Origin of the sequence: Desulfoscipio gibsoniae DSM 7213, assembly GCF_000233715.2 — a bacterium.
Classification (GTDB): Bacteria; Bacillota; Desulfotomaculia; order Desulfotomaculales; family Desulfallaceae; genus Sporotomaculum; species Sporotomaculum gibsoniae.
Genome location: NC_021184.1, coordinates 1,148,529 through 1,173,218, shown reverse-complemented (window position 1 = coordinate 1,173,218; position 24,690 = coordinate 1,148,529). Strand labels below are relative to the sequence as shown.

Below are 24,690 nucleotides of genomic sequence, written 5' to 3'. Positions count from 1 at the left end.
CTTCCTTTACCTGGGTATATGGTTATATTTAACGCCCTTTGGATAAAGTATATAATCGTTATATTCATCACAGGTTAAATCAAATTCCGGTGTAACAATAATGGTAGTAGTGGGCTGTTCTACAATAGCCGGCCCCTGTATCAAGTTGCCGTAACCCATCCTTAGGCCGTCGTAAACAGGCGTGTTTATAAAATTACCATCAAAATATACAGGGCGTTCGCCCTTCAATGCATCTGATGCGTCCCTACCCACATAGGGAAACTTATTGAAAGACGGTTTATCTGTTACTCCTGTGGCTAACATACGTAAGTTCATAAATTCCAGCGGCGCCCCCGGCATAGAATAACCATATAGCGTATCGTGTCGTTTATGGAAAGCACCGCTTAAATTTTGGATAGCATCTTCAATGAGTGTTTCCTCCCAGACTACCCCTACATCGTTAAACTGGCCGATGTAACGCAAATCGGCTCTATACAGCAGCTTAACAGCTTCCCGTGAAATTCCTTCCGCTGCAAGAGTACGCATAGCCTCATCTCTCATCTCTTGATATAGCTCTTTTATCTTAATCAGGTCATGCTGCCCCACCGGAGCGTTATAAGTGCGCACAAAATCATGCTTTAAATCGGAGATGAGCATTCCGGCGGCGCAAAATACTGATGATTCACGGGGAATGATAATCAGCGAAATATCTAGTTCACTGGCAATAGCAGCAGCGTGAATAGGTCCGGCACCACCCGCCACAACCAGGGCAAATTCCCGTGGATCATGGCCGCGACGCACCGAAACTTCCCTAACTCCATCAGCCATATTGGCGTTAACAATTTTGTAAATACCGGCGGCAGTGGTTTCTATATCCAATCCGAGTTCGGAAGCCAGGTTACCCACTGCTCTTCTTGCCGAATCCAAATCCAGTTTTAATTTGCCACCATAAAAAAAGTCAGCAGCTAAATATCCCAAAACCAAATTGGCATCTGTTACGGTTGGCTGCGTCCCCCCATGCCCGTAACACACAGGGCCCGGTTCCGAACCGGCACTTTTAGGCCCCACACAAAGAATTCCACCCGGGTCAACCCAGGCAATACTTCCGCCACCCGCCCCGATTGTATGAATATCTATTATCGGCGAGGCAAGACGATATCCTCCCACCTGTCCTTCCTCGGTAAACGCAGGTTTTTTATCCTTTACCAGGCATACGTCAAAGCTGGTGCCCCCCATATCAATAGTAATAATGTCGCGGGCTGATTGTGATTCCGCGTAAAATACGCCGGCAGTAGGGCCTGAGGCCGGACCGGACAAAAGAGTGTTTGATGCAAACCTGATAGCGATCTCGGGAGCCATTACACCGCCGTTGGACTGCATAATCAACAAGGTACCACCGAAACCTTCCTGAGCTAAGCGTCCCTTAAGTTTGGTTAGATACCGAGACAACGGCGGGCCGACATATGCGTTCAGTGCGGTTGTGCTGTGACGCTCGTAAACCCGAACCTGGGGCAGCACTTCAGATGACAGTGAAACATATAACCCTGGCGCTTCTTCGGTTATTATTTCTTTGATTCTTTGTTCGTGGGCCGGGTTAAAAAAGGAAAATAAAAGGCTAACCGCAACCGCTTCAACGCCTTCCTGCTTAAAAAACCGGATGGCCCTGCGCACATCGTCTTCGTTTAACGGGGTAACCTCATGCCCCTCACAATTTACCCTTTCATCCACCACTTGAATCAAATAACGTGGTACCAGTGGAGGGGGTGGGCTTTGTTTGGGATTATATTGTTCTTCCCTCATACCACGCCGCATGTTAAGACAATCCCGAAACCCCTTGGTGGTAATAAAACCAGTCTTTGCACCTTCCCCCGTAAGAGTTGCATTAGTTGTTATGGTTGTGCCGTGTACTATAATTTTTACCTGGCTTAAAAACTCAACAACGCTAAGATCTTTATCTCCAGCCATTAACTTGAGGCCGGTAAAAACCCCTTCGGTAGGATCTTTTGGCGTGGTTGGGGTTTTATAAACTAAGCTTTCTCCTAAATCATTAACAAGAAGAAAATCAGTAAAGGTGCCCCCCACATCAATCCCGATCCTATAAAATCCATTCATCCCTTTTCCCCCCCATACGTTTTAAGAACGTGGCTTATGATAAATGGTAGCCTTACATGGTTCATCAACCGGGTTTCCCAACTCGTCAAACTGGCGCCCGAATTCAGATTTAAAAACATCCCACCCCCATTCCCGAGGTAAAATATCCATCCATAAAGGTGTGTGTACACAGTAGTAGGATAAACCTTCCATGTTGAAGCCCCATGGATATTTTTTACGGGTAGTGCCGATGTTCACTGAATGGCGGTTGCTATTATCGTTTTTACCTTCTTTGATCATCCGTCCCCCGCTGGCGCAGTACTTCATTACAAAAACAGTCTTTTCATCATCCTGCTCCACGTAAAAATCATGGCCATGCGACCTGAGAAATGCGGCGTAAATATCCACCAGCGCCTTTGTACCCCCATTATCCTTAATGTACATTAACAAAGGCCTCCATAGCTGCTCTCCCACGAAACGCCAGGCATCTTCCACCGCTTCCTCTCCGAGCTTGTCGGCAATATAAGTGCAAAATAAACCGGCCATATCACCATAAAGATCGTGGAGTGGACGGCCCTCCTCCCAAATTTGCCTGGTAAAAACAAGTGCATTCTCCTGGTTTCCCCGGTTAATGGCATCAATAGCTAAGTTTAGGGGATGTTGGACAAGGTCGTTTCTTCTCATGCTTCCCCCTCCTTACTGAAAATTCTGAATTTTACAGCAATAAGTCACATTTTTAAACACTTCTTACATGTCCCTCCCAGTATTTTTCGCGCAGCACACGCTTTAGAATTTTACCGGTAGGGTTTTTGGGTAAAGACGATAAAAATTCTACATATTTTGGTTTTTTATAGCTGGCCATATGCTGCTTGCAATACTCGATAAGCTCATCCTCACTTATGCGACACCCGTCTTTGAGAACTACCAGTGCTTTTACAGATTCACCCCATAATTCATCGGGAATACCTATAACCGCCGCTTCCAGGACAGCTGGGTTTGTATAAATAACTTCTTCTATTTCTTTGGGGTAGATATTTACCCCACCGCTGATAATCATGTCTTTTTTCCGGTCAACGATAAACAGATATCTTTCTTCATCGAGATATCCCAAATCGCCTGTATAAAACCAGTCGTTCTTAATTGTTTCCGCAGTAAGCTCGGGCATTTTCCAGTAGCCCCTAATTACAGAACGGCTCTTAATTAAAACCTCACCGACTTCCCCCGGTGGCAAATCGTTGCCATTATAGTCAATAGTTCGCACCTCGGCCGATAGAGCCTCTCTTCCCGCGGAGTAAAGCCTCTGTTGCTGTTTTTCTGTTCCTTCCAGAACATGGTCTTCGCTGACCAAAAAAGTTGCCTCTAATGTCTCCGTAAGGCCATACCCTTGGGTAAAACCACACCCTATAAGGTCAATAGCTTTCTTTAACACCTGAACATGCATAGGACCCCCGCCATAGAAGATTAGTCTTAGACTAGTCAGGTCATAATTGTTAATGTTGGGATGATTTAAAAGCATATTGATCATAGTGGGAATTAAAAGACATACCGTAACCTTTTCTCTTTGAATAATTTCCAAGGCACCCCGGGGGGTAAAATGCTTAAGTATATTGTTGGTACATCCCAGGTAAGAATAGGTGGTAGCCATAAATACAGCGCCCATATGGTATAACGGGGTAGCCACCAAATTTATATCGTCGTAGCTACTCTTATCTGCATAAAACTGGTTAAAACAATTAGCCTCCAGATTCCGGTTGCTAACCATTGCGCCCTTGGGTAGCCCAGTAGTTCCGCTGGTGTAAAAGATTGCAAAAATATCATCCTCTTTACCAATGGATTCAGGTTCATTAGTTGGATACTTAAGCAATAGGGACTCATAGTTTTCTATTTGATCTGATACATTACCGACACCGATCACGCATCCTATATCAATACCAGAGTCGCGGAGATCTTGCATCTTACCAACATACTCTTCCCCTACAATTAATGCTTTAGGCTCTGCTGAACACAACAATTCCTTAGTTTCATAAATCGACAGCCGGTAATTTAAAGGTACTGCAATAGCTCCGGACTTTGCCAAAGCCCAATAAGTTTCCAAGTACTGATGGCAGTTTTCCATCAAGATGCCGACGCGATCACCTTTTTGAATCCCCCGGTCACGCAGGGCATATACCAATGCATTTACTCGCTCGTTAACTTGACACCAGGACAATGAGACATCCCCGAAAACCAGCGCCTTTTTATAAGGAAAGCGCAAACTATTTCTTCTAGGTATATCACCAAGGTTCATACTAATTCCCCCTTAAGCCCTCACAAGGTACCCTGGATAAAACCAGCTATCTCACTACTCATTGTACCGGGGCCAAAAACTCTGGCCACTCCCAGATTAAGCAATTTAGGAATATCCTCCTTAGGGATTACTCCACCTGCCAGAACAATAAATTTATCCTGAGATTGGTTTATTAAATCCATTAATTTTTTCATTTGAACTAAATGTTGCCCGGATAAGAAACTTATTCCAATAACACTAACATCCTCATCCTGAGCTATCCGCAATACCTTTTCGGGAGTATTATGCAATCCAAGATAAATCACCTCAAAACCGGCATCGCGGAGAAGTTGGGCCATAGTAACAATACCCGTATCATGGCAATCAAGCCCCATTTTTGCCAATAGTATTTTTTTATATTTTTTCAAAACCGCTCCCTCCATTCTTTTTATAGTTGAATTTTAAACCCCGTTGCATCACGCATGGCCTGATGGATTTCCCCCATGGTAGCCCGGGCTTTCAACGCTTCCATGATAATAGAAATCATGTTCTTGCTGGTCTTCATGTTTAACTCAACATTTTTTAACGTTTCCGCCACCCGTTTTTGTTCACGGTTTGCCCGATACTCTTTTAGATAAGCTGCCCTGGCCGCTCCCCATTCATCTGAGCGAATGGAATGAATCTTTATTTCAGGTTCCTCTTCCACCTTGAATTTGTTTACCCCTACCAAGACCTTTTCATCGTTCTCGATTTCACGTTGGTTTTTAACTCTAGCCCGTAATATTTCATTCTCCAGCCATCCGGATCTGATGCATTCGATCATCCCACCCCTGGATTCAACCTTCTCCATAAGTTCTAAGATATTTTCCTCCATTTCTTTCGTTAAACTTTCCAGGTAATATGACCCGGCCAGCGGATCCACGGTTTGGGTGACCCCGGTTTCATAGCCTATAATCTGCTGAACCCGAAGGGCTATACGTGAAGATTCCTCTGTGGGAAGGCCTAACCCCTCATCATACGAAGCTACTTGGATGGACTGAAGCCCACCGAAGATACTTGCCAATGCCTCCATCGTGGTCCGAATTACATTATTAAAGGGCTGTTGGGTTGTTAGAGAATTTCCGGCAGTTTGCACGGAGGAACGGAATTTCCAGGAACGCTCATTTTTAGCCCCGAAACGTTCCTTCATGGTTCGGGCGTAAATTCTTCGCATTGCCCGGAACTTGGCGATTTCTTCAAAAAAGTCAATACCGCATGAGCAGAAGAAAGATGCCCTCGGCGCAAATTCATCGACATTCAAACCCCTACTAACGGCCAGTTCAAAAATATTAAAAGCATGGGACAGAGCAAAAGCCCCTTCTTGAACGGCAGTAATACCAGTTTCCCTAAGGTTATAGGCATTTGTCACCATCCAGTTCAGTTTGGGGAAATTCTTGGCCATAAATTCAATGATATCCTGGTTTAAGCGAATGATACCGTCTAACGGAAAAAATTGAGTAGTTGTTTGCAACGGTCCCCCGCTCATCTGGTAAAATGGATCGTTTTGCTGGGTACCAATAATATTTTTATAAGGAATACCTCGCCGATCCGCCAAGACTGCTAGCATAGAAAGGGTAACCGCTGATACCGGCGGGCGAATAGATAGGGAACAACTAACCTGATCCGGTGAAAAACCATTAAAAATAGCCTCCAAATCCTCAACCGTGGAAATTGCTACTCCAGTAACTCCAACCTCGCCTTCGGAAATGGGGTCATCTGAATCAAAGCCATATGAAGTAGGTAAATCAATAGTCATAGTAAAGCCGGTTTGCCCCTCTTTAAATAAAAACTTAAGGCGCTCGTTGGTTTCTTGTGGTGTACCAAACCCTACCTGAAACCGCCTGGTCCAGAACCTGCCGCGATACATGTTGGGGTAAACTCCCCGGGTAAACGGGAACTCACCTGGCTTACCAAGATCATTGTCATAGTTCAGGTTGTTAATATGTGCGGGAAAATAAACATCCTTAATAGGTATGCCCGACGGTGTTTCTATCCTCCCTAACTTTTCCCCTTCCAAATAGGTACTGTAAATTGAATTGTTGTTTTTCAAAAGAAACCCCCTCCTAAATAATAGCCCATAATAATAAAGTCACAATTTGCTAAACGACAACCATTGACTACTTAATAAAGCAAGGCAAATACCATATATCCTTTTAAAAGTTAAACAGTAAAAATCGGCAGGGGATTTGTATTATACAGAATTAAACGGGTATAAGTTTTTTTTAAAGAAGCAGGGCAATGAAATAGCTGGCAAAATCTATTAATTTAAAGCTTCAACATACAAAGAAAGTGCCATAATTGTCACTATATATTTTTTATGTGTGATTTTGGTTATTAGGAAAAACCACTTTAAGTAGATATACTTTAGATCTCTGCAGGATTTTCAGCGCTAAAAAGCGAATTGTTTTCACTAAATTTAGAATATTTAATAATATTTAACTACTATTTTTAAACATAACCAAGGATTCCTTTTTAAAAATCCTTGGTTACTGTAAATAAATTTAAATTAAATTCAATTCGGATGAATATTTAAATTTATAAAGGGGTGATAAAATACAATGACACAAGTGTCAAAGCAGCCGGCAAGAAAACGCCAAATTTTATTATCACCTAAACTGGAACGCTTTCTAAAGAAAAAACTATCAGTGGCCGTATCAATTATAGACGAGGATATGGAGTTAATCTGGTGTAATGACATGTTCCGTACCTGGTTCGGACCCATAAATAAATTTCGTTCCGGTTGTTATAAAATACACCACGGGGCCGAAAGCCCACCTAAAGGTTGTCCGGCAGTTAAAACCTTTTTGCATGGGAAAGTGGAGTATTATATTAAAAAAGCTTTTACCAGAGATGGCGAAATTAAAGACTATCGGTTTACTACAGTACCCATCTGGGATCGTTACGGCGCTGTAGCCCATGTTCTGGAGATTGTGGAGCCGGTTAACTGCTCGAGAACAGTGGAAGAAGCCATTTCGAGCCAGTATGCCGAAATGGGATCGGCAGGTAATGGCACAAATCTAGCTATCTTTTGTTTGGATCGCTATGGCACTATTACCAGCACAAACCCTGAACATTTACGTCTCGCCCAGGCCAGTAAGGAAAAAGTAATCGGCCTGAACTGGCTTGATGTACCAAAATCAATGGAACTGGGTTTAACGCAATATTTGAACCGGGGACTTCAAGGCGAACCCTTCGAACTTTTCAACTTTCGCTATTCAACTTATCGGGGGGACAAAGAAATTTATATGAACATTAAAGGTATTCCCCTTAACAAAACCGATGGCTCCCTGGCTGGACTACTGTGTATTGCGGAAGATGTAACCGCAAAAATAAAAATACTTTCTTCTGATAACGTCATTATCGGCAACAGCGCAAAAATAAAACAAGTTATTGAAGTTATTAAGCGTATTGCCCCCTACCCTTACCCGGTCATTATCGAAGGTGAAAGCGGTACCGGCAAGGAGCTCGTAGCACAGGAAATACATAATAACAGCACACGAACCGGTAAACCTTTTGTCGCTATAAATGCCGCGGCTTTTCAGGACAATCTCCTGGAAAGCGAATTGTTCGGCTATGCCAAAGGCGCTTTTACAGGAGCGGAACATGAAAAACGAGGGCTTTTCGAAATAGCTAACAACAGCACATTTTTCATTGACGAAATAGGAGAAATGAGCCTGGCTATGCAGTCTAAATTGTTAAGGATTTTGGAAACCGGTTCCTTCCGCCGGTTGGGGGACACTAAGGAAATTAGGGTGAATATACGTATTATTGCCGCCACCAATCGAAATTTAGAGAATGAGGTAATGCAAAGAAAATTTAGAAAAGATTTATATTACCGACTCAACGTATTTAAAATAAGTTTACCCCCTCTGCGAGACCGCCTTGAGGACATTCCTCTGCTGGCCAATTATTTTTTAAACCGTGAAAACATGTTAACAGATAATAAGAAGTATTTTACTCCATTGGCGCTATTAGGCCTGCAAAAATATGACTGGCCCGGAAATGTACGTGAATTAGCCAACATTGTTAAAAGCTTACTAGTTCTGTCTGAAAAAGAAAGTATAGATATTATTGATATGCCATTGCCTATACCCAAAGATATTCCAACCGGTAGTGTTTTAAAAGAAAAAACCTTGGCTGAAGTAGTAGCAAAAGCCGAAGAAAATTATATAATAGAAACACTTAATAAATATGAGGGCAATAAAATAAAAGTAGCGGAAATCCTAGGTATAAGTGTACGTAGTCTATACCGAAAGATTCTAAATTATAATATTGAACTCGAATAATAAGTAGGTTAAGTGAAAAATGCCCAAAGGGCTTTTTTACTTAACCTACCCTACACAACCATTATTCAGTTAACTTACGGTAAAACTTTCTAATATACCATTTATTTTTATCAGCCGAGCAGGCGGTTATTTCTAAGGCGATAAGTGCAAGTTCGGCCACGGTAGCACTGAACTAATTTATTACAGCCTGACCGGGATAACCGACTCCGATAGGAATTGATCCAGGGGCAGGCACCGTGGATCAATAGCTAAACTTATAAATTATAAAAAATTCTATAATATTGAGCTTCCAGCTATAAAGCCTTCATGAATAGCATCAAATATTTTGCGTGGTGCAACACAATCACCAACTGAAATAACTGGTATATCAATCATAGATTTAAGTTTTTCTGCAAATTGTTTTTGTGGGATAAATCCCTTAGCCAATATTACTGTATCAGCTGAAAGCGTTTCTTTAGAACCAAATCTATCAACTACAGTTATAGCATTGTCAAGGACCGCCTCAATACGTTTACCTGCATAAAGACTATATTTAAGTTCGGCAAGGCGCTGGGCAATAACAGACCGACTTGCTGCGTCAATAGTACTAAGAAAATCATTTGGGTTTTCCCTGCCCATGATAAACAAAACTTCCCTGCCCTGCTCAGCTACAAATAGTCCAACATCTATACCAACAAGTCCTGCTCCCACAACGATAACCCTTTGGCCTAATTTTACTTTACCATTAAGCACATCAAAACAGTCTGTTACAATTGGATTGGTTATTCCCGTTATATCCGGCTTCTCCAGTTTAGCCCCGGCAGCAATAACAACAGCGTCGTACTGGGCGTTTTTAATGTCTTCAGGCAGCACCTCACGATATTCAACTTTCACATTGAGCTTCTTTATCTGTGTAATCAAATAGTTATTAAGTAGGCGAATGTCAGCTTTAAAATCCGGCACTGAAGCTTCAACCAATCTACCACCTAGCTTATTACCCTCAAAAAGAGTTACATCATGCCCCCGTAAGGTTGAAACTCTTGCTGCCTCCATTCCAGCCGGTCCCCCACCAACAATTGCCACTTTTTTGGACCGTACTGCCGGTACTATCTCCAGTTGGCCTTCTTTTCCTAACCTTGCATTCACGGTACATCGTACAGCCTGAAATTTAAAAAATGATCGTTCCAAACACTCGTTACACCTTATACACGGCGCAATATCTTCTGGTCTATCTTCCTTAGCTTTTTCAGCAAAATATGGGTCGGCAAATAAGGGCCTTCCAAGAGCTACAAAATCTGCCTTGCCGGTATTAAGTATCTCCTCGGCAAGATCAGGTGTATTAATAGAACCGGATGCTATAACGGGTATAGTTACTTCTTTCTTCACGGCTTCAGCTGCCCAAGTATTATGCGCTGCAGGCAAACACATGGGCGTTACTTGATGAGCCATCTGGTGGTGGTTCCCACCTGATATATGGAGTATATCAACACCCGCTTTCTCCAACGCTTTTGCAACTTCAATTGTTTCTTCGATCATAACTCCATCAGGTTCATACTCAGTTCCGCTTAATCTAACACTTAGCGGATAACTTTCTCCAACTTTTCTTCTAATATTCTCAATAATTTGCATAAGAAATCTCATGCGGTTTTCAAGTGAGCCACCATACCAATCTGTACGCTTATTGGTTCTGGGAGATAAGAAATTAGTTATTAAATAACCATGTGCCCCATGTACTTCCACCATATCAAAACCAGCCCATTGTGCCCGCCTGGCAGCATCACCAAAAGCATTTACAATCTCTTGAATCTCCTCGAAAGTTAATTCCTCCGGGACAGCCCCTCCCATAGTATAAAGCTCTTCCCATGGTATTCTGGACGGGGCTTTAATAGGGGGTGTTCCAAGAAATTTTTGACGGCCACAATGTTCCAATTGAATAGCCGCTTTAGCACCATTTAACTGAATGGTTTGTGCTAGCCATGCAAGACCGGGAATGAATTCATTATCCGCAATACCAATCTGACATTGGGCTGATTTACTAGCATTATTATCAACCCAAGCATAGCCAACGATTACTAAACCAGCTCCCCCCCGGGCCTGTTCACTGTAATACTTGATTAACCTCTCTGTAACTGTTCCATCTTTTCCACCCATGCCTGTAGTTTGGGGAGCCTTAATTATCCTATTTTTAAGTTCAAGTTGATTGATTTTTGCTGGAGTAAAAAGCTTTGTATATTTTCCCATATAACATAAGCCTCCTCCGTTAAATTCCATTTAAAATAACCATTACAAACAAGTTAATTTTTGTACACCGTCTAATCTTTCATTAAATCCCTGGCGATAACAATGCGCTGAATCTGGTTGGTTCCCTCAAAAATTGCAAATACTTTGGCATCACGCATCATCCTCTCCACCGGGTACTCACGGCAATATCCGTAGCCGCCAAGAATCTACTCCCTTTCTTTTTTTGCGTTTTGATGGTTGATCATCATTGTTTGCGGGTGAGCATGATTACCCAGGTTCCTTCAAGCACTGATTCGTCACGCTGGTTTAGCACTTTTATGGCTACATTTACTACGCCCCGGTCGGCTTTTTTGCTTTCTTTTTTCTCGGCTATTTTTTGTACTAGCCGGATGGTATCGCCAAATTTTACGGCACCGGTAAATCGGGTGGTCATTTCCAGTACTGCTATGGTGGTTCCTTCAAATATGCCTAGTTGATTAGCCAATCCGGTGGCCACGGAAAGGATTAATGCTCCGTGGGCGATACGAGTACCAAACGGGCTGTTTTGCATAAAGGTTTCGTCGGTATGCAGGGGGTTGTAGTCACCTGATAAGCCGGCAAATGTTGCTACGTCTGATTCGGTGATGGTTCGTGAGGCGGTGTAGTATTCTTCACCTATACTAAATTCGTCAAATGTTTTACCGCGTAACTGGTATCCCATGGCTTTGACCTCCTTGAACGATAATTAATTTTTAATTTATTAACTGAATTGAATAAATTATTAGACTTCTCCTTTCCGTTGACGGTTTTTCCAATAGTTTTCTTTTAGCTTTCGTTTTAAGATTTTCCCCGCAGGGTTAACGGGAAGGTCCTGAAAATCTACAAATTCCACAGATTTCGGACACTTGTATGATGCTAGGTGTTCCTTACAAAACTTGATAATATCTTGAGCGCTAACCTTCACCCCATCCCTTGGAACAACTATCGCATGCACCTTTTCGCCCCATTCCTGATCGGGAATTCCAACAACAGCAGTATGCATCACAGCGGGGTGCCCAAATATTACATCCTCAATTTCACGTGGATAGATATTAGCCCCCCCGCTTAAAATCATGTCTTTTTTTCGATCTACAATATATATATACCCGTCTTTGTCAACTTTTGCCAAGTCACCGGAATACCATACCCCATCTTTTAACTCCTGGTTTTCCGGCATTCCCCAGTAACCCTTACCCACAGTATCACCAATTACTACGATTTCACCTGTTATATCACTACCCGGTTCCACTTCTGTACCATCCTCATCCAGTACTTTAACTTGCATACCCAGCATGGACTTCCCTACAGAGGTTAACCTTTCCGAACCGGGCCCTTGTAAAGAAACTTCCTCCGGCTGAAGTATACAACCACCAATAGCAGTTTCCGATGTGCCATAGGTAAAAATAAAACGCAATTCACCTTTAAACAATACATCGGAAGCTTCTCTTACTAGAGCTTCGGATATAGGCGCACCAGATGTAATAACTTGTTTGAGATTACTTAAATCATATTTTTGTATCTCGGGGAATTTCACTATCCGGCTTGTCATGGTTGGAACAAACATTGTGTAATCAATTTTTTCTTTTGTTATGATGTCTAAAGCTTTACGAGGTTCAAAATCGCTCATAACAATGGTAAATCCTTTAGCAGCGGCAAAAGTCATAAACACGAAACAACCCGTAAAAAATGGTGCTAACATGCACAGGAATTTACTATTGGAATATAATCTCCATTCCCCGGTTACAATCTGAGCCGATGTATACCAATTACGGTGAGTTAACATGGCTCCTTTAGGTCTTCCAGTAGTGCCGCTTGTATAAAGCAACATTGCCAGATCTTGTTCATCCACCACCACCGCAGGTTCTTTTTCAGAACCTTCAGACATCAATGTGTTAAAATCAAATTGGCAATCATGATCAACATAATGGCCTTTGCCCAGTCCAATAACATATTGCACATCTGTCAAATTGGGCAAAATAGCCCGTAACGCCGGCAACCTGTCAACGTCTGCTATAACGGCACGGGCTCCGGAATTGCTTATTAGATAAGCAAGCTCATCACCTTTATAGGCAGTATTAATTGGGACGGTTACTAAACCGGCTTTGGCCAGGGCCATATAGGTTATAAAAAATTGGCTGCGAGTATCGGAATAGATAGCGACTCTATCCTGCGATTGAAGGTTCATTTTCAATAAACTATTAGCCAATCTGTTCACTTTTGCGTTAAATTCCCGCCAATTATACCGGGTATCAAATGGAGTATACTTTCCCAACTTATCTATAACCGCAACTTTATCCGGGTAAACCTTAGAAGTCCTTCTAAGAAGATCACCGATAACCCCCAATGTTTTCCCTCCTCAAAAAACAATATTTATTTTAATTTAAACGGCTTTTAACGGCTTACCGCATGAATTTAATTTATATATTACTCTAAATACCTTCCCGCAGCTGTTTTGTCGCTTCCAAATCTACTTGACAAGTTGAGGGATCAATAGCCACACCATAATCACGCCTGGCAACTTCAATAGAGATTAATTCGTTTTCAACATCCTCTATTACTTTTTCAACCGGCCTCAGCTTCGGATTACCAAATCCCCCCCCACCTGATGAAAAAATTTCGATGATGTCACCCTTCTCCGGATGCACAAAACAATTAACATCCAGCCAGACTTTTCTTCCATCAGGTTTAACCAGAAATTGACTTGTTTTGGGTGCCGGCATTCCCCCTTCTAAGCCAAAGGGTGCTGTTTCATCCCTAACACCGCTCCCAAACATCGCCAGGGCAATATTTTCCGCCATAACTTTCCACCTATAATGTACACCATTACCGCCCCTCCACTGGCCGGAGCCGGAATAGTCCGATAAATATTCATAGTTCAGGATTAAATAAGGATCAACCAGTTCATGCAGTTCAGGGTCCGGTGCACGAAGACCGCCCAGGGTACACACTGTGCCCATATGGTCCCAGCCATCAAAACCCTTGGTTGCACCACCCCCTCCTTTAGACATAAAATGAATATCACCAAATAACTTTCCTGTTTTTGGATTAAACCCGCCGCTGGCAGGGGCGGCCCACCTATTCCACGCTGCCTGACTGAGGTGTGGCACCGCTTGAGCCAGAGCATACCACCCAGCTTCGGTTATAGCTTCGCATGTTGGTACTGTACAGGCAGTGGTAGGTGCAGGTTCACGCGGATTCAAGAGTGTTCCCTCGGGCGCAATTACACTTATCGGTCTTATTGAGCCTTCGTTAATCTTAACTTTGTTCTCGATAGTGGAAAACAGAGAAATATAAGCTGAGGATACCGTATTGGGGTAAGGACTATTTAAAAAACCTTTTACCTGGGCATCGGTACCAGTAAAATCATAAACGATCTCCTCGTTTGATACAGTTAGCGCCAGCCTAATGGTTACAAGCTTATTGTTATCTACGCCATCGTGATCAATCTTCCGTTCCGCATAATAAGTACCGTTTGGTATCTTTTGAATTTCTGTTTGCATCCTTTTTTCATATGCATCAAAAATTTCATCAATTGCACTGTCCACTACTTCAATACCGTATTTTCCAATTAAATCCAGCAATCCTCTTGCACCGATATTTGTAGCACCAACCTGACATTGCAAATCTCCTTCTACCAAGAACGGAATATGCACATTAATTAAAATCATATCCCATATATCCTGTTGCTTTATTCCTTTTTCATAAAGTTTAACCGGGGGAATACGAAAAGCATCAGTCCACGCGTCGGTAGCCAGGGGATTATAACCACCGACCCCACCGCCGCCTACATCCGCATGGTGTCCCTTGGCCATGGACCAAAACACTAATTCCCCTTTATAGAAAACAGGTTTAACCACAGTAACATCAGGAGGATGATTGTTTCCACGGTAAGGGTCGTTAAGAACAAAAATATCCCCCTCATAAATCCTTCCCCCAAAATGCTGTGCAATTGCCTTTAATGCAAAAGGAGCCGCTCCGCTTAAAACCGGGACGTAATCCTTTTGAGCGATCAAACGGCAATGGCGGTCAAATATGGCGGATACAAAATCTCTAGCTTCACTAAAAATAGGGGATCGAGATGTCCTTAACATCGTTTGACCGATCTCTGAACATATCGCGCTAAACCTGTTATCCAATACTGAAGTGATAATTGGATCAATATTAGACATGGAACCCCCTCCTTAATTTTTCCATGGTATCCAACACACTGACCCCTTTTCGGAACATAATAAAGTTATCGTATTCATCACAGGTTAAATCGTGCTTTTCAGTAACTATAATGGTAGTTGTAGGATCTTCTATAATTGCCGGCCCTTTAACTAAATGGCCATAACCCATTTTCAAACCATCGTATACTGGAACATCAATTATTTCATTGTTAAAAAATGCTTTGCGGTTATGTTTAAATGCGATTGAAGGATCGGGTCCCATAAAATTGGTTTTCTTCATTGAAGGTTTTTCAGTTATCCCTTTCGCAGTTACTCTCAAATTAATTAAGTCCGTCGGGGCACCGGGCAATGAATAGCCATATAGCAAATCGTGCTTCTTGTGGAATTCCTTTAGCGTATAATTGAGTTCAAACGATGTTACACCCTCACGCAGTGAGCTTTCAGGAAGGGCGACCTCCACTTCATTAAATTGTCCTTCATAGCGTAGGTCTACTGAATAGTTGAGATAGGTTCTTTCACTGGATATTCCTTCATGGTTTAAAGTTGCTATCGCTTCCTCTTGCATCTGTTTAAACAACTCATTTATCCGGTCAAGATTCGCCCGGTCAAACGGTGTAGCATACGTTCTAACATAATCGTGCCTTAAATCGCTCATTAACATTCCAGCAGCGCAAAACACCGATGAGGCTTTTGGAATAATGATCATGGGAATTTCCAACTCGCGAGCAATCATACCGGCATGAATGGGCCCTGCTCCACCAGCACAGATTAACGCAAATTCCCTTGGATCATATCCCCGGGCAACTGATACCACTCTTAACCCAGCAGCCATACTCGAGTTAACAATCTGATATATACCATTGGCAGCCTCGATTTCTGTTAGTCCCAATTTATCTGCAATTTTTTCTTTTATCGCTCGCTTTGCTGCCGCCATATTAAGATTCATCCTGCCCCCGTGAAAATATTTAGGATCAAGGTAGCCTAGCAGCAAATCTGCATCAGTCACAGTAGGCTCGGAACCGCCCAGACCATAACAAGCAGGGCCCGGGTCAGCCCCTGCACTTTGGGGCCCCACCTGAAGTAGACCACCGGAATCTATCCATGCTATACTGCCACCGCCCGCACCAATGGTGTGAATATCCATAATCGGTAAAGCCAGTCTATGTCGGGCTATACTTGCCTCAACGGTAATGGAGGGAGCACCATCCTTGACCAGACAGGCATCAAAACTGGTACCGCCCATATCAACCGTAATAATATTATTTAAGCTGTGAACATTTCCGTAAAAAAGCCCTGCCGTAGGTCCGCCTGCCGGTCCCGAAAGAAGGGTATTGGCTGCAAAACGCATTGCTACTTCAGGAGACATTACCCCTCCATTTGACTGCATAATTAATAAACTACCATGAAAACCATTAGCTTGAAGTCTATCCAAAAGTTTATTTAAATAGCGTTTTAAAATGGGACCCACATAAATATTAAGCGCAACTGTGCTGTTCCTTTCATAAAATCGCACTTGTGGGAGAACCTCGCTGGATAATGATACATACACTCCGTCCAGTTCTTTCTCCAGCATTTGGGCGACAGTTTTTTCATGGTTGGGATTGAAGAAGGAAAACATCAAGCTAACCCCAATTGATTCAACCCCGTGCTCCCGAAAAACAGCTATGGCCTGCTCAACATCCCCGGCATTTAAAGGTATCAGCTCATTACCCTCGCAATCAATCCGCTCTTCGACAACTTGAATTAACTTTCTTGGCACAAGCGGAAAAGGTGGACCATATTTCGTTTCATACTGGTCCTCTTTGAGCCCACGCCGCATATTCAGGACATCCCTAAATCCTTTGGTTGTAATAAAACCGGTTTTGGCTCCCTTACCTGTCAGTGCAGCGTTGGTTGTAATCGTCGTTCCGTGCACAATTATATCTACTGAATTAAGTAAATCTGTAAGAGATAGTCCTTTTGAGTTTGCTATCAATTGAAGCCCCTTATAAACCCCTTCCGAAGGATCCTTTGGTGTGCTTAACTCTTTAAAAACCTCCGCGTTACCCGTTTCATCACTAACCAGAAAGTCAGTAAAAGTTCCACCCACATCAATCCCAATTTTATAGCCCACTATATCCCTCCTTTTAAATAATCAGATTTATATCATTATTCTAAATATTTAGTTATCGAAAACAAAGGGCCGTCCTTCCTTTTTGGGGATATCCAAATGGACTATTTTTATTCTAGATTGTTTAACTCTTTACAATTCTTTAATTACTGTTTTGATTAAGTTTTCATGTATGGCTTTATTAACCAGCTCAGCCCGGTTAGAGCAGTGTAATTTCCCAAATATGTTTGAAAGATGGTTTTTAATTGTGCTATAGCTCAAACAAAGCTCATTTCCTATTTCTTTATTGGTCAAACCGGCTGCAACCAACGAAATAACCTGCAACTCACGTTCTGTCAGTTGATATGTTATACCATACAATTTGGTTGATTCATCGTTGGCCCCGGTCTGTTGAAATAACCTCTGGAAAATAGCCCTCGTTAACATATGATTTCCTTTCGCCGCTGAACGTACAGCTTGAACCACTTCGTCTATGCTAAAATCTTTTAAAAGATATCCATGTGCCCCCGCATCAATGGAATCCATGACATATTGATTACCCGTATGCATTGATAATACTACTACATTTGTCGAAGGAAGCCGTTCTTTGATTAGCCGGGTTGAACGTATGCCGTCTAAAACAGGCATTTGAACATCCATTAGTACTACATCAGGTCTGGTTTCTTCAGCTCTCCTCACAGCTTCCGGTCCATTTTTAGCAATACCGACAACCTTGAAATCAGTTTGCATTTCCAATACCTTCTTTAGACAATCACAAAAAACAGTATGATCATCAGCTATTAGTATCCTGATCGTATCCATGGCGACCCCCTCCTGCTTTTTACAATTGGCTTATCTAATTCTAGTTCATCAATTGGCACTTTAACTATCAATTCCGTCCCATACCCCGGTGCAGTATTAATAGTTAACTTTCCCCGCAATATTTTTGTGCGTTGTTCAATACAAAATAATCCAAAATGATTGACTAAAGATACCTCGGAAATAAAACTATTATTTTCATCCCAAAGAAATCCTTTTCCATTATCCTTAACGTTCAATACCAGCTCGTTTTCTACTTTTCCTATCATCACAGATATCAATGAAGCTTCTGCATATTTTTTAATATTTGTAAGAGCTTCTCTTATAATATAAAACAAATGAATGTTCATTTGAGCCTTTATCAGATCAGCATCCTTGAAATCTAAAATTACTTTTATACCATTTTTATTTTTAAAACCTAAAATATAACTTTCCACCGCGGGAATAAAACCGGCCTTTTCCAGCAAAAATGTATCCCCGTCTCTGGTAGTCAACCGGCAACTTTTAATAGTATTTCTAACGGTTTCTTCAAGTTCAACCAACAACTTACGAACATCCATTAATCCATTATTTAATCCTTCTTTTATCATCTGGCTGACCATCTGAACCTGCAACAAAACACCGGCCAGGGACTGAATCACATCATCATGCAGCATAATAGTAATTCTTCGCCGTTCATTCTCCTGTGCAGCAACTATTCCCCTGCGTAAATTTTCTTCAGATAGTTCCTTTTCCTTGCCGACCTTTTCCAAAATATCATTCAAATATTGCAGGTATATGGCGGAAACAAGTTTCATCAACCACCTAACTTTACTTTCCACCGCTATGTCTTCGAACAAAGTGGAATAAAAAGTCTCATAAATAACATCTAAAAGCACTTCTAACTCCTCATCAATTCCCTTATCTTGTTTATCAAAAAGTTGTGAAACTGCCTGTGCAAATAGCTTTTCCATTAACCCGGCTCCTTCTCCTCCCCCCCGTTTTTTACGATAAGAATTAATGATAAACCTATTTGCCCTTTTAAACAACACTTGATCCACATTAGCCATTTTATTTCACTCCTTAACGATTACTTTTACAAAACCACTACTTCCCAAATCTTTAATGTCATTGTTACACTTCCCGGCTGTTATAAAAAATTGCACAAAAAATTTAACTGGCAATTATTATCATCCTTAAACGATCACTGACCAGTGCCTTATCAATAACCAAAACCATGTATTTGAATAGAAAAAGCCGGGCAATCCCATGGGACTTCCCGACCGTTTTTCTTATTCACTTTCTTTAATATCCCGACCTCTTATATTACACCTTAAACCTCTTTTTTATAAAATTTTGTTATTATCAATTATTCAGTCAACTTAGTGTAAAACTTTCTAATACACCATTTATCTCCATCAGCCAAGCAAGCGGTTGTTTCCACAGCAATACCGGATGCAAGTTCGGCCACAGTGGCGCTGAACCATTTATCACAGCCCGAACGACACTGGCCGGGATAACCGGCCTGCTGGTAGGATTTGATCCACGGGCAGGCATCGTGAATTAAAAGCCAGGCGTCTCCTTCTTGTTCCACACGTACCGTTTCACCCATTATTTCACTGCTGCGGGCTACGGCCCGGGCTAGCTGTTCAGCACTTGCAGAGTCGACTTTGCCTTTCTTATATTGGGCAGCGGTATTTTGGCCGATTAGTTCCCAAAACCTGTAGGTAAGCTGCTCCATTGCAGCGTCACCATACTTTTCCGATACCGCCCTACGCCAACTGTGAAAGAAATCGTGAGAGATAACGATCATGGTTTTCCAATCACGCTCTAGCTTTTGTTGCCGTTTATTTTCTTGTATAGTCAATTTTTACCTCCCTTATTGTAACTATTGTAAATATTGAAACTATTCACTAAACGATATTATAATTACACCCAGACAAGCCTACTAAATTATATCACAAAAACCATTTAATGCTACATCTAAAATAAGTAAAAATTTGAACCATGGCAACATTAATTTATTACCATGGAATATACTACACTTAAAATATACTGTTTTAAGCGTTAAACTTAACTTTAAAGTTTTCCCAGTCCGCGTTCACCACTTGTTGAATCTCGTCTATCTGCTCCGAGGAAAGGTGACGGTAGCGCTTCTGGCGAGTTATATAATTTGACACCGGAATGCCCTGTGAACCATAATTAAGCGCATATTTGATGCCATTTTCCACTTCATATAATGGAAACACACCAGTTTGCACCGCTAGTCGAGATATTTTAGCCCCTTCATGATCGGCGACCCCCCACCCATCCAGGCAGGGAACAAGAATAACAATAAATCGCATTCCTTTTATATCTTTAGCCTTACGCACCTTGTATACCAAATCGTCCAGGTAACCGGTGGTGGCAGTGGCCATATAAGGAATACGGTGCGCCGCCATTATTTCAGCCACGTTCTTTTTAGCTGTGGGTTTGCCACCCGGGGTGGAAGTGGTATAAGCAAGGTAAGGTGTTGATGAGCTTTTCTGAGCTCCGGTATTCATATACCCTTCATTATCCAGGCAAATATAGATAATATCTTCATTACGCTCCGCAGCTGAAGACAGGGACTGAAAACCGATGTCGTAGGTTCCACCGTCCCCCGCAATGGCCACCACATTGATATGATCTTTCCCCTGTGCTTTTAATGCGCGCTTGATACCGGCGGCTGATGCAGCACTGGCTTCCAGGGTGGTTTGATAAACCGGTATCCGCATGGAGCTTAACGGCTGGGGACCGGAAATGATAGCACCGCATGAAGGGGGAACCACGGCAATAGTATTCTGACCCAATGTGTTCGTTATATAGCGAAAGGCAAGAGCCGCATTACAACCAGGACAAGCATGGTGGCCGGAACAAAAAATTTTTTCCTCGACAATTGTATATGCCACGTCAATCACCCCTTCCAGACCGATGAATTTACAGGTTCTTCTTCCATGGACTCCCGCACCAAACCGGCAATTTTATCAGGCGGTACATTGGTGCCGCCGACCCCGGTTAAATAGCCGTAGATCACCGGCCCGTTTTTCAAACCATAAAGAGCGGCCTTTAATTCTTGATGTAAAAAACCACCGGTGCCAGGGGCAAAGTTGCGATCTAAAACTATTACCCTGGGTATTTCGTCCAGAGCCCGGCGCACTAGTTCAACCGGAAACGGCCTGAACAATTTAACTTTCAGCAATCCTACCGGCATTCCACTATCCCGTAGTTGATCTACTGCTTCTCTGGCCGTGCCGGCCATACTGCCCGTGGTGGCGATAATTATTTCCGCATCAGTGCATCGGTGTTCCTCAATCACCCCGTACCCACGCCCGGTGAGTTTTTCCCATAACATATCGGCTTCCAGTGCAACTTCAATCGCCTTTTCCATAGATTGACCCAGTGTCTGGCGATGCCGGTAAAACATATCCTGATTGACTACGTTGCCCCATGATGCTCCAATTTCCGGGTCCAGACGGTGATACGGACTAAAAGGTGGCAAATAGGTATCAGCGATTTCCTGATCCGGTACATCAACTGTTTCTAAAGCATGCGATACATAAAAAGCCTCATGCATAACCATTGCCGGCAATAACACCTTTTCCGCAACCCAATAGGCCTGTAGTATTGTATCAAGGGATTCCTGGGCGCTTTCACAATAGTATTGAATCCAGCCGGTATCCCGCTGGGCTAAACTATCCGTCTGATCCGGCCAAAAACCCCAGGGTGAGCCAATGGTTCTATTTACATTACACATCACGATGGGAGTTTGCGCCCCGGAAGCATAATGAAGCATTTCATGCATCAACATTAACCCCTGGGAGGCGGTTGCTGTAAAAACCCGCACTCCTGTTAAAGATGCCGTAATGCAGGCAGCCATAGCAGAATGCTCGGATTCCATAGTCATTAAATCTGCATCCATGACCCCCTGCAGCTGAAATTCAGATATCTTTTCTACTATGGGAGTTTGCGGGGTGATGGGATAAACCGGAACCACCATTGGCCGGGCCAATTTAACACCATGGGCAACGGCATGATTGCCATTTAATAACATGCGGGTATGTCCTTGGCTCATCGTTTCACCTCCTTAAGTATGATCGCTCCACGAGGACACTCTTCCACACATAGCCCACACCCTTTGCAATATTGGTCTGCAATCCCATAACTTGGTTCAGGCGTGGAAACTTTAATAATGGCCATATCAGGGCAATAGTAATAACAATTATCACATTTAAGACAGTGCCCGCAACTAAAGCAACGCTCAGCCTGAATTTGAACATCCTCTTCACTAAAAGCCAGCTTAACTTCCCGAAAGTCTTGCACCCTCAGTTCGGGAACCACCACTTGTTTTTCTTTTCTGGAAACTTTGGGGAAATAAAAAGTATTTATTTCCTTATATAATACCGGTTCCGGCGGTACTCCCGCGCTACTGTCATTTGCTGACCGACCGGTACAAAACGCCTCCATGCCACGGGCAGCCTGTTTTCCAGCACCAATGGCCATAGACACATAACGCATGGAATTGGAAACATCGCCACAGGCAAATATCCCCGCCCGGCCAACAGACTGGTTTGTGTCAACATCTACCAAATTATTTTTTATTGGAAAACTTTTGGCAAAACTATCTAAATCCGGGTCCTGCCCCACAGCTAGAATTACCGTGTCAGCAACAATTTGAAAATCGGTTCCTGAAACCACAACAGGCCTTAACACCCCAGCGGGTGCCGCAGGATCCAAAACCACCTTAATACAGTTTAGAATAAGCCGGTTATTATCCTCGGCCGTTTCTTGCACCATTGCCCCGTCTATAATCGTTATTCCTTCTTCCAAAGCCTCCTGTACTTCTTCAGCCTGGGCCGGCAGTACTGATTTATCTTCCAAAGCCAGCACCTGCACTTGTTTGCCCAGACGGCGAGCTGATCTGGCCACATCCATAGCCACGCTCCCCCCGCCAATCACAATCACTTGCTGACCTAAAGAAGGAATGCTATTTTGATTTATATGCAATAAGAACTGCAAACCATTTAAAACCCTGGGATCACCCGTAGCAAATTGAGGTAACATTTTGGCCTTGGGTGCACCTATAGCAATGCATATGGTCGCATATTCCTTTTCTAATTGTGCTATTATATTATCATCAACAATAGCGTTGGTTTGCAATTTAATACCAAACGCTAATAGGCGCTGGATCTCCTGGGAGACAATTTCTTTCGGTAGCCGATATTCAGGAATGCCGTAACGTAAAACTCCACCAGCTTCAGACTGCGCTTCAAAAACAGTCACCTCGAAACCACGCATCCTAAGCTGGTAAGCACATGATAAACCAGCCGGTCCGGAGCCAATAACTGCCACCCGGATACCATTACCGGGGGCAGGGGCTGGCAAGGTCCACCCTTCTTGCAAAGCCAAGTCACCGATAAACTGTTCCAAAGCATTAATGGTTACAGATCCATCATACTCACTCCGGTTACAATTAATTTCACACGGATGGTGACAAACACGTCCGGTAACAGCTGGAAAAGGATTGTTTGCAACTAAGGTCAGCCAGGCTGCATAATATTGCCCTTCTCTGACCTGCTGCAACCAAACCGGTATATCACCACCAAGGGGACAAGCAACCTGACAGGGAGAAGGACGCTGTTGATGCTCTGGAATGACGCTACGCCAAGTCCCGGTGTTAATAATATCCGTCCACCCAGTAGTCCAAACGGGTGGTATTTTTTTAGTTTCCGTTGGCATTTATTTCTTCCCCCCTTCCATAGCTAAATGAAACCCCTGCAAGCAAGCTTGAATATTCTGTTTAATCTTGGCTGGACTTTTTTCTTTAACTACCTCAATTAATCCATCAATTTTCGGCTCATTTATAAGGCCCGCAAATGCACCCACCAGGGTGGTATTGACAATCCGCCCCAGCTGGTTAGTTTGGGCTATATTAATGGCATCCACAGTAATTATTTTAAAATTTCCCAAAGAAGCAAAATGATCGGGCGAGTTCGCGGAATTTATCAACAGCATAGTATTTTCACCGGCCTTGCTTAATAAAGCATCAGTCAGTAAACTAGCATCAAAACAAATAATTACATCGGGGTTATCTATGTCACAGCGCATTCGAATGGGCCGGTCATTCGCCCTGAGAAAAGCACTAACGGGCGTGCCACGCCTGGCTCCACCATATGTAGCATACGCCTGGATGTGTTTTCCTTCCCGGGAAAAGGCTTCAGCTAAAATCTCCCCAGCTTTTTGGGCTCCTTGCCCACCCCGCCCTTGGATAATTAATTGCAGCAACTCAAACGTACCTCCTTACAAAAGCATAAAACAGTACCTCTTGTCCATAGCAACCATATTATGTTATGATATTTCTGTATTTAGTGGGACTTCAACCCATTTATTATAATAATTTTTTTCAGAGCACCACACCTTGTATTGATTTATAACTATACCAATCATGGCCCCCTCTCATTTAATTTAATTTAAGATTTTTAGTTATTATTTAGCAAACTTAGTTCCATAAACGATCTAACCGCTGCCATAAGGTTTCAATGGTCAAAATAATTAACTACCTGGTATTTTTTTAGGGTCTAACGGTATTAACCATTTACCTAAGAATAAATAAAATAAATATATGGTTCAAAAATTTACCACTTAAAGGTAGGTCATATTGTCATCAACGTGCTAGAATTGTGAAACAAGTAAATAATGTAGGAATATTATTTGACT

The 24,690-nt window shown here is 42.6% G+C and carries 18 protein-coding genes and 1 pseudogene; 1 reads left to right on the top strand and 18 read right to left on the bottom strand.

Annotation, left to right across the window (positions count from 1 at the left end; translation table 11 throughout):
• Window positions 1–6 precede the first annotated feature (6 nt).
• From DESGI_RS05395 to DESGI_RS05375, 5 genes are read right to left on the bottom strand one after another with little or no spacing between them, the layout of a single operon-like run.
• Complete coding sequence (locus DESGI_RS05395) at window positions 7–2,091, bottom strand: hydantoinase/oxoprolinase family protein (RefSeq protein ID WP_006523682.1); 2,085 nt, start codon at window positions 2,089–2,091, stop codon at window positions 7–9.
• 21 nt (window positions 2,092–2,112) lie between these two features.
• A complete protein-coding gene (locus tag DESGI_RS05390) occupies window positions 2,113–2,754 on the bottom strand; it encodes a hypothetical protein (RefSeq protein WP_006523681.1) in 642 nt (213 codons plus the stop codon).
• A 52-nt stretch (window positions 2,755–2,806) separates the two neighbouring features.
• On the bottom strand, window positions 2,807–4,357 hold the full coding sequence (locus DESGI_RS05385; protein ID WP_006523680.1) for a class I adenylate-forming enzyme family protein: 1,551 nt from the start codon (window positions 4,355–4,357) through the stop codon (window positions 2,807–2,809).
• Window positions 4,358–4,377: 20 nt separating this feature from the next.
• A complete protein-coding gene (locus tag DESGI_RS05380) occupies window positions 4,378–4,764 on the bottom strand; it encodes a cobalamin B12-binding domain-containing protein (protein WP_006523679.1) in 387 nt (128 codons plus the stop codon).
• Window positions 4,765–4,784: 20 nt separating this feature from the next.
• The gene (locus DESGI_RS05375; RefSeq protein ID WP_006523678.1) at window positions 4,785–6,425 is read right to left on the bottom strand and encodes an acyl-CoA mutase large subunit family protein; all 1,641 of its coding nucleotides are present in this window, start codon (window positions 6,423–6,425) and stop codon (window positions 4,785–4,787) included.
• A 508-nt stretch (window positions 6,426–6,933) separates the two neighbouring features.
• Between DESGI_RS05375 and DESGI_RS22935 the strand changes: the two genes are divergently transcribed.
• Window positions 6,934–8,661 (top strand): sigma 54-interacting transcriptional regulator, encoded by a 1,728-nt coding sequence (locus tag DESGI_RS22935; protein WP_006523677.1) that lies wholly within the window; start codon window positions 6,934–6,936, stop codon window positions 8,659–8,661.
• Between the two features lie 273 nt (window positions 8,662–8,934).
• Here the strand turns inward: DESGI_RS22935 and DESGI_RS05365 are convergent, their stop codons facing one another.
• The 13 genes and pseudogenes from DESGI_RS05365 to DESGI_RS05310 form a co-directional block, all read right to left on the bottom strand.
• Window positions 8,935–10,881, bottom strand: a complete 1,947-nt coding sequence (locus tag DESGI_RS05365) for an oxidoreductase (protein ID WP_006523676.1) — start codon at window positions 10,879–10,881, stop codon at window positions 8,935–8,937.
• 71 nt (window positions 10,882–10,952) lie between these two features.
• Window positions 10,953–11,087, bottom strand: a pseudogene (locus DESGI_RS23645) (acyl-CoA dehydrogenase family protein); the annotation flags it as partial.
• A 38-nt stretch (window positions 11,088–11,125) separates the two neighbouring features.
• Window positions 11,126–11,581 (bottom strand): MaoC/PaaZ C-terminal domain-containing protein, encoded by a 456-nt coding sequence (locus tag DESGI_RS05360; protein ID WP_006523675.1) that lies wholly within the window; start codon window positions 11,579–11,581, stop codon window positions 11,126–11,128.
• Window positions 11,582–11,641: 60 nt separating this feature from the next.
• Window positions 11,642–13,243: a class I adenylate-forming enzyme family protein gene (locus DESGI_RS05355; RefSeq protein WP_006523674.1), complete on the bottom strand. Its 1,602-nt coding sequence runs from the start codon at window positions 13,241–13,243 to the stop codon at window positions 11,642–11,644.
• An 85-nt stretch (window positions 13,244–13,328) separates the two neighbouring features.
• Window positions 13,329–15,068 carry a hydantoinase B/oxoprolinase family protein gene (locus tag DESGI_RS05350; protein WP_006523673.1) on the bottom strand — a complete coding sequence of 580 codons (1,740 nt, stop codon included), beginning with the start codon at window positions 15,066–15,068 and terminating at the stop codon, window positions 13,329–13,331.
• The gene (locus DESGI_RS05345) at window positions 15,061–17,181 is read right to left on the bottom strand and encodes a hydantoinase/oxoprolinase family protein (RefSeq protein ID WP_006523672.1); all 2,121 of its coding nucleotides are present in this window, start codon (window positions 17,179–17,181) and stop codon (window positions 15,061–15,063) included. The genes DESGI_RS05350 and DESGI_RS05345 overlap by 8 nt, the downstream gene beginning before the upstream one ends.
• A 129-nt stretch (window positions 17,182–17,310) precedes the next feature.
• Window positions 17,311–17,979, bottom strand: a complete 669-nt coding sequence (locus tag DESGI_RS05340) for a response regulator transcription factor (protein WP_006523671.1) — start codon at window positions 17,977–17,979, stop codon at window positions 17,311–17,313.
• Window positions 17,958–18,929, bottom strand: coding sequence for a sensor histidine kinase (locus DESGI_RS05335; RefSeq protein WP_162141527.1), 972 nt, complete (start codon window positions 18,927–18,929; stop codon window positions 17,958–17,960). Before DESGI_RS05335 ends, DESGI_RS05340 begins: the two co-directional genes overlap by 22 nt.
• Before the next feature lie 395 nt (window positions 18,930–19,324).
• Complete coding sequence (locus DESGI_RS05330; RefSeq protein ID WP_006523669.1) at window positions 19,325–19,822, bottom strand: L-2-amino-thiazoline-4-carboxylic acid hydrolase; 498 nt, start codon at window positions 19,820–19,822, stop codon at window positions 19,325–19,327.
• Between the two features lie 193 nt (window positions 19,823–20,015).
• A complete protein-coding gene (locus tag DESGI_RS05325; protein WP_041284786.1) occupies window positions 20,016–20,885 on the bottom strand; it encodes a thiamine pyrophosphate-dependent enzyme in 870 nt (289 codons plus the stop codon).
• Window positions 20,886–20,890: 5 nt separating this feature from the next.
• Window positions 20,891–22,048 (bottom strand): pyruvate synthase, encoded by a 1,158-nt coding sequence (gene porA / locus DESGI_RS05320; protein WP_006523667.1) that lies wholly within the window; start codon window positions 22,046–22,048, stop codon window positions 20,891–20,893.
• Entirely contained in the window at window positions 22,045–23,712 is a 1,668-nt protein-coding gene (locus tag DESGI_RS05315) for an NAD(P)-binding protein (RefSeq protein ID WP_006523666.1), read from the bottom strand. Before DESGI_RS05315 ends, porA begins: the two co-directional genes overlap by 4 nt.
• Window positions 23,713–24,258 carry a 2-oxoacid:acceptor oxidoreductase family protein gene (locus DESGI_RS05310; protein WP_006523665.1) on the bottom strand — a complete coding sequence of 182 codons (546 nt, stop codon included), beginning with the start codon at window positions 24,256–24,258 and terminating at the stop codon, window positions 23,713–23,715.
• Between the last annotated feature and the right edge of the window lie 432 nt (window positions 24,259–24,690).

Excerpts from the sequence above, each read along its gene's own strand:
- DESGI_RS05385 (WP_006523680.1), bottom strand. The coding sequence starts at position 4,357 with ATGAACCTTGGTGATATACCTAGAAGAAATAGTTTGCGCTTTCCTTAT.
- porA (WP_006523667.1), bottom strand. The coding sequence starts at position 22,048 with ATGAGCCAAGGACATACCCGCATGTTATTAAATGGCAATCATGCCGTT.
- DESGI_RS05315 (WP_006523666.1), bottom strand. The coding sequence starts at position 23,712 with ATGCCAACGGAAACTAAAAAAATACCACCCGTTTGGACTACTGGGTGG.
- DESGI_RS05360 (WP_006523675.1), bottom strand. The coding sequence starts at position 11,581 with ATGGGATACCAGTTACGCGGTAAAACATTTGACGAATTTAGTATAGGT.
- DESGI_RS05365 (WP_006523676.1), bottom strand. The coding sequence starts at position 10,881 with ATGGGAAAATATACAAAGCTTTTTACTCCAGCAAAAATCAATCAACTT.
- DESGI_RS05340 (WP_006523671.1), bottom strand. The coding sequence starts at position 17,979 with ATGGATACGATCAGGATACTAATAGCTGATGATCATACTGTTTTTTGT.
- DESGI_RS05335 (WP_162141527.1), bottom strand. The coding sequence starts at position 18,929 with ATGGAAAAGCTATTTGCACAGGCAGTTTCACAACTTTTTGATAAACAA.
- DESGI_RS05350 (WP_006523673.1), bottom strand. The coding sequence starts at position 15,068 with ATGTCTAATATTGATCCAATTATCACTTCAGTATTGGATAACAGGTTT.
- DESGI_RS05390 (WP_006523681.1), bottom strand. The coding sequence starts at position 2,754 with ATGAGAAGAAACGACCTTGTCCAACATCCCCTAAACTTAGCTATTGAT.
- DESGI_RS22935 (WP_006523677.1), top strand. The coding sequence starts at position 6,934 with ATGACACAAGTGTCAAAGCAGCCGGCAAGAAAACGCCAAATTTTATTA.
- DESGI_RS05395 (WP_006523682.1), bottom strand. The coding sequence starts at position 2,091 with ATGAATGGATTTTATAGGATCGGGATTGATGTGGGGGGCACCTTTACT.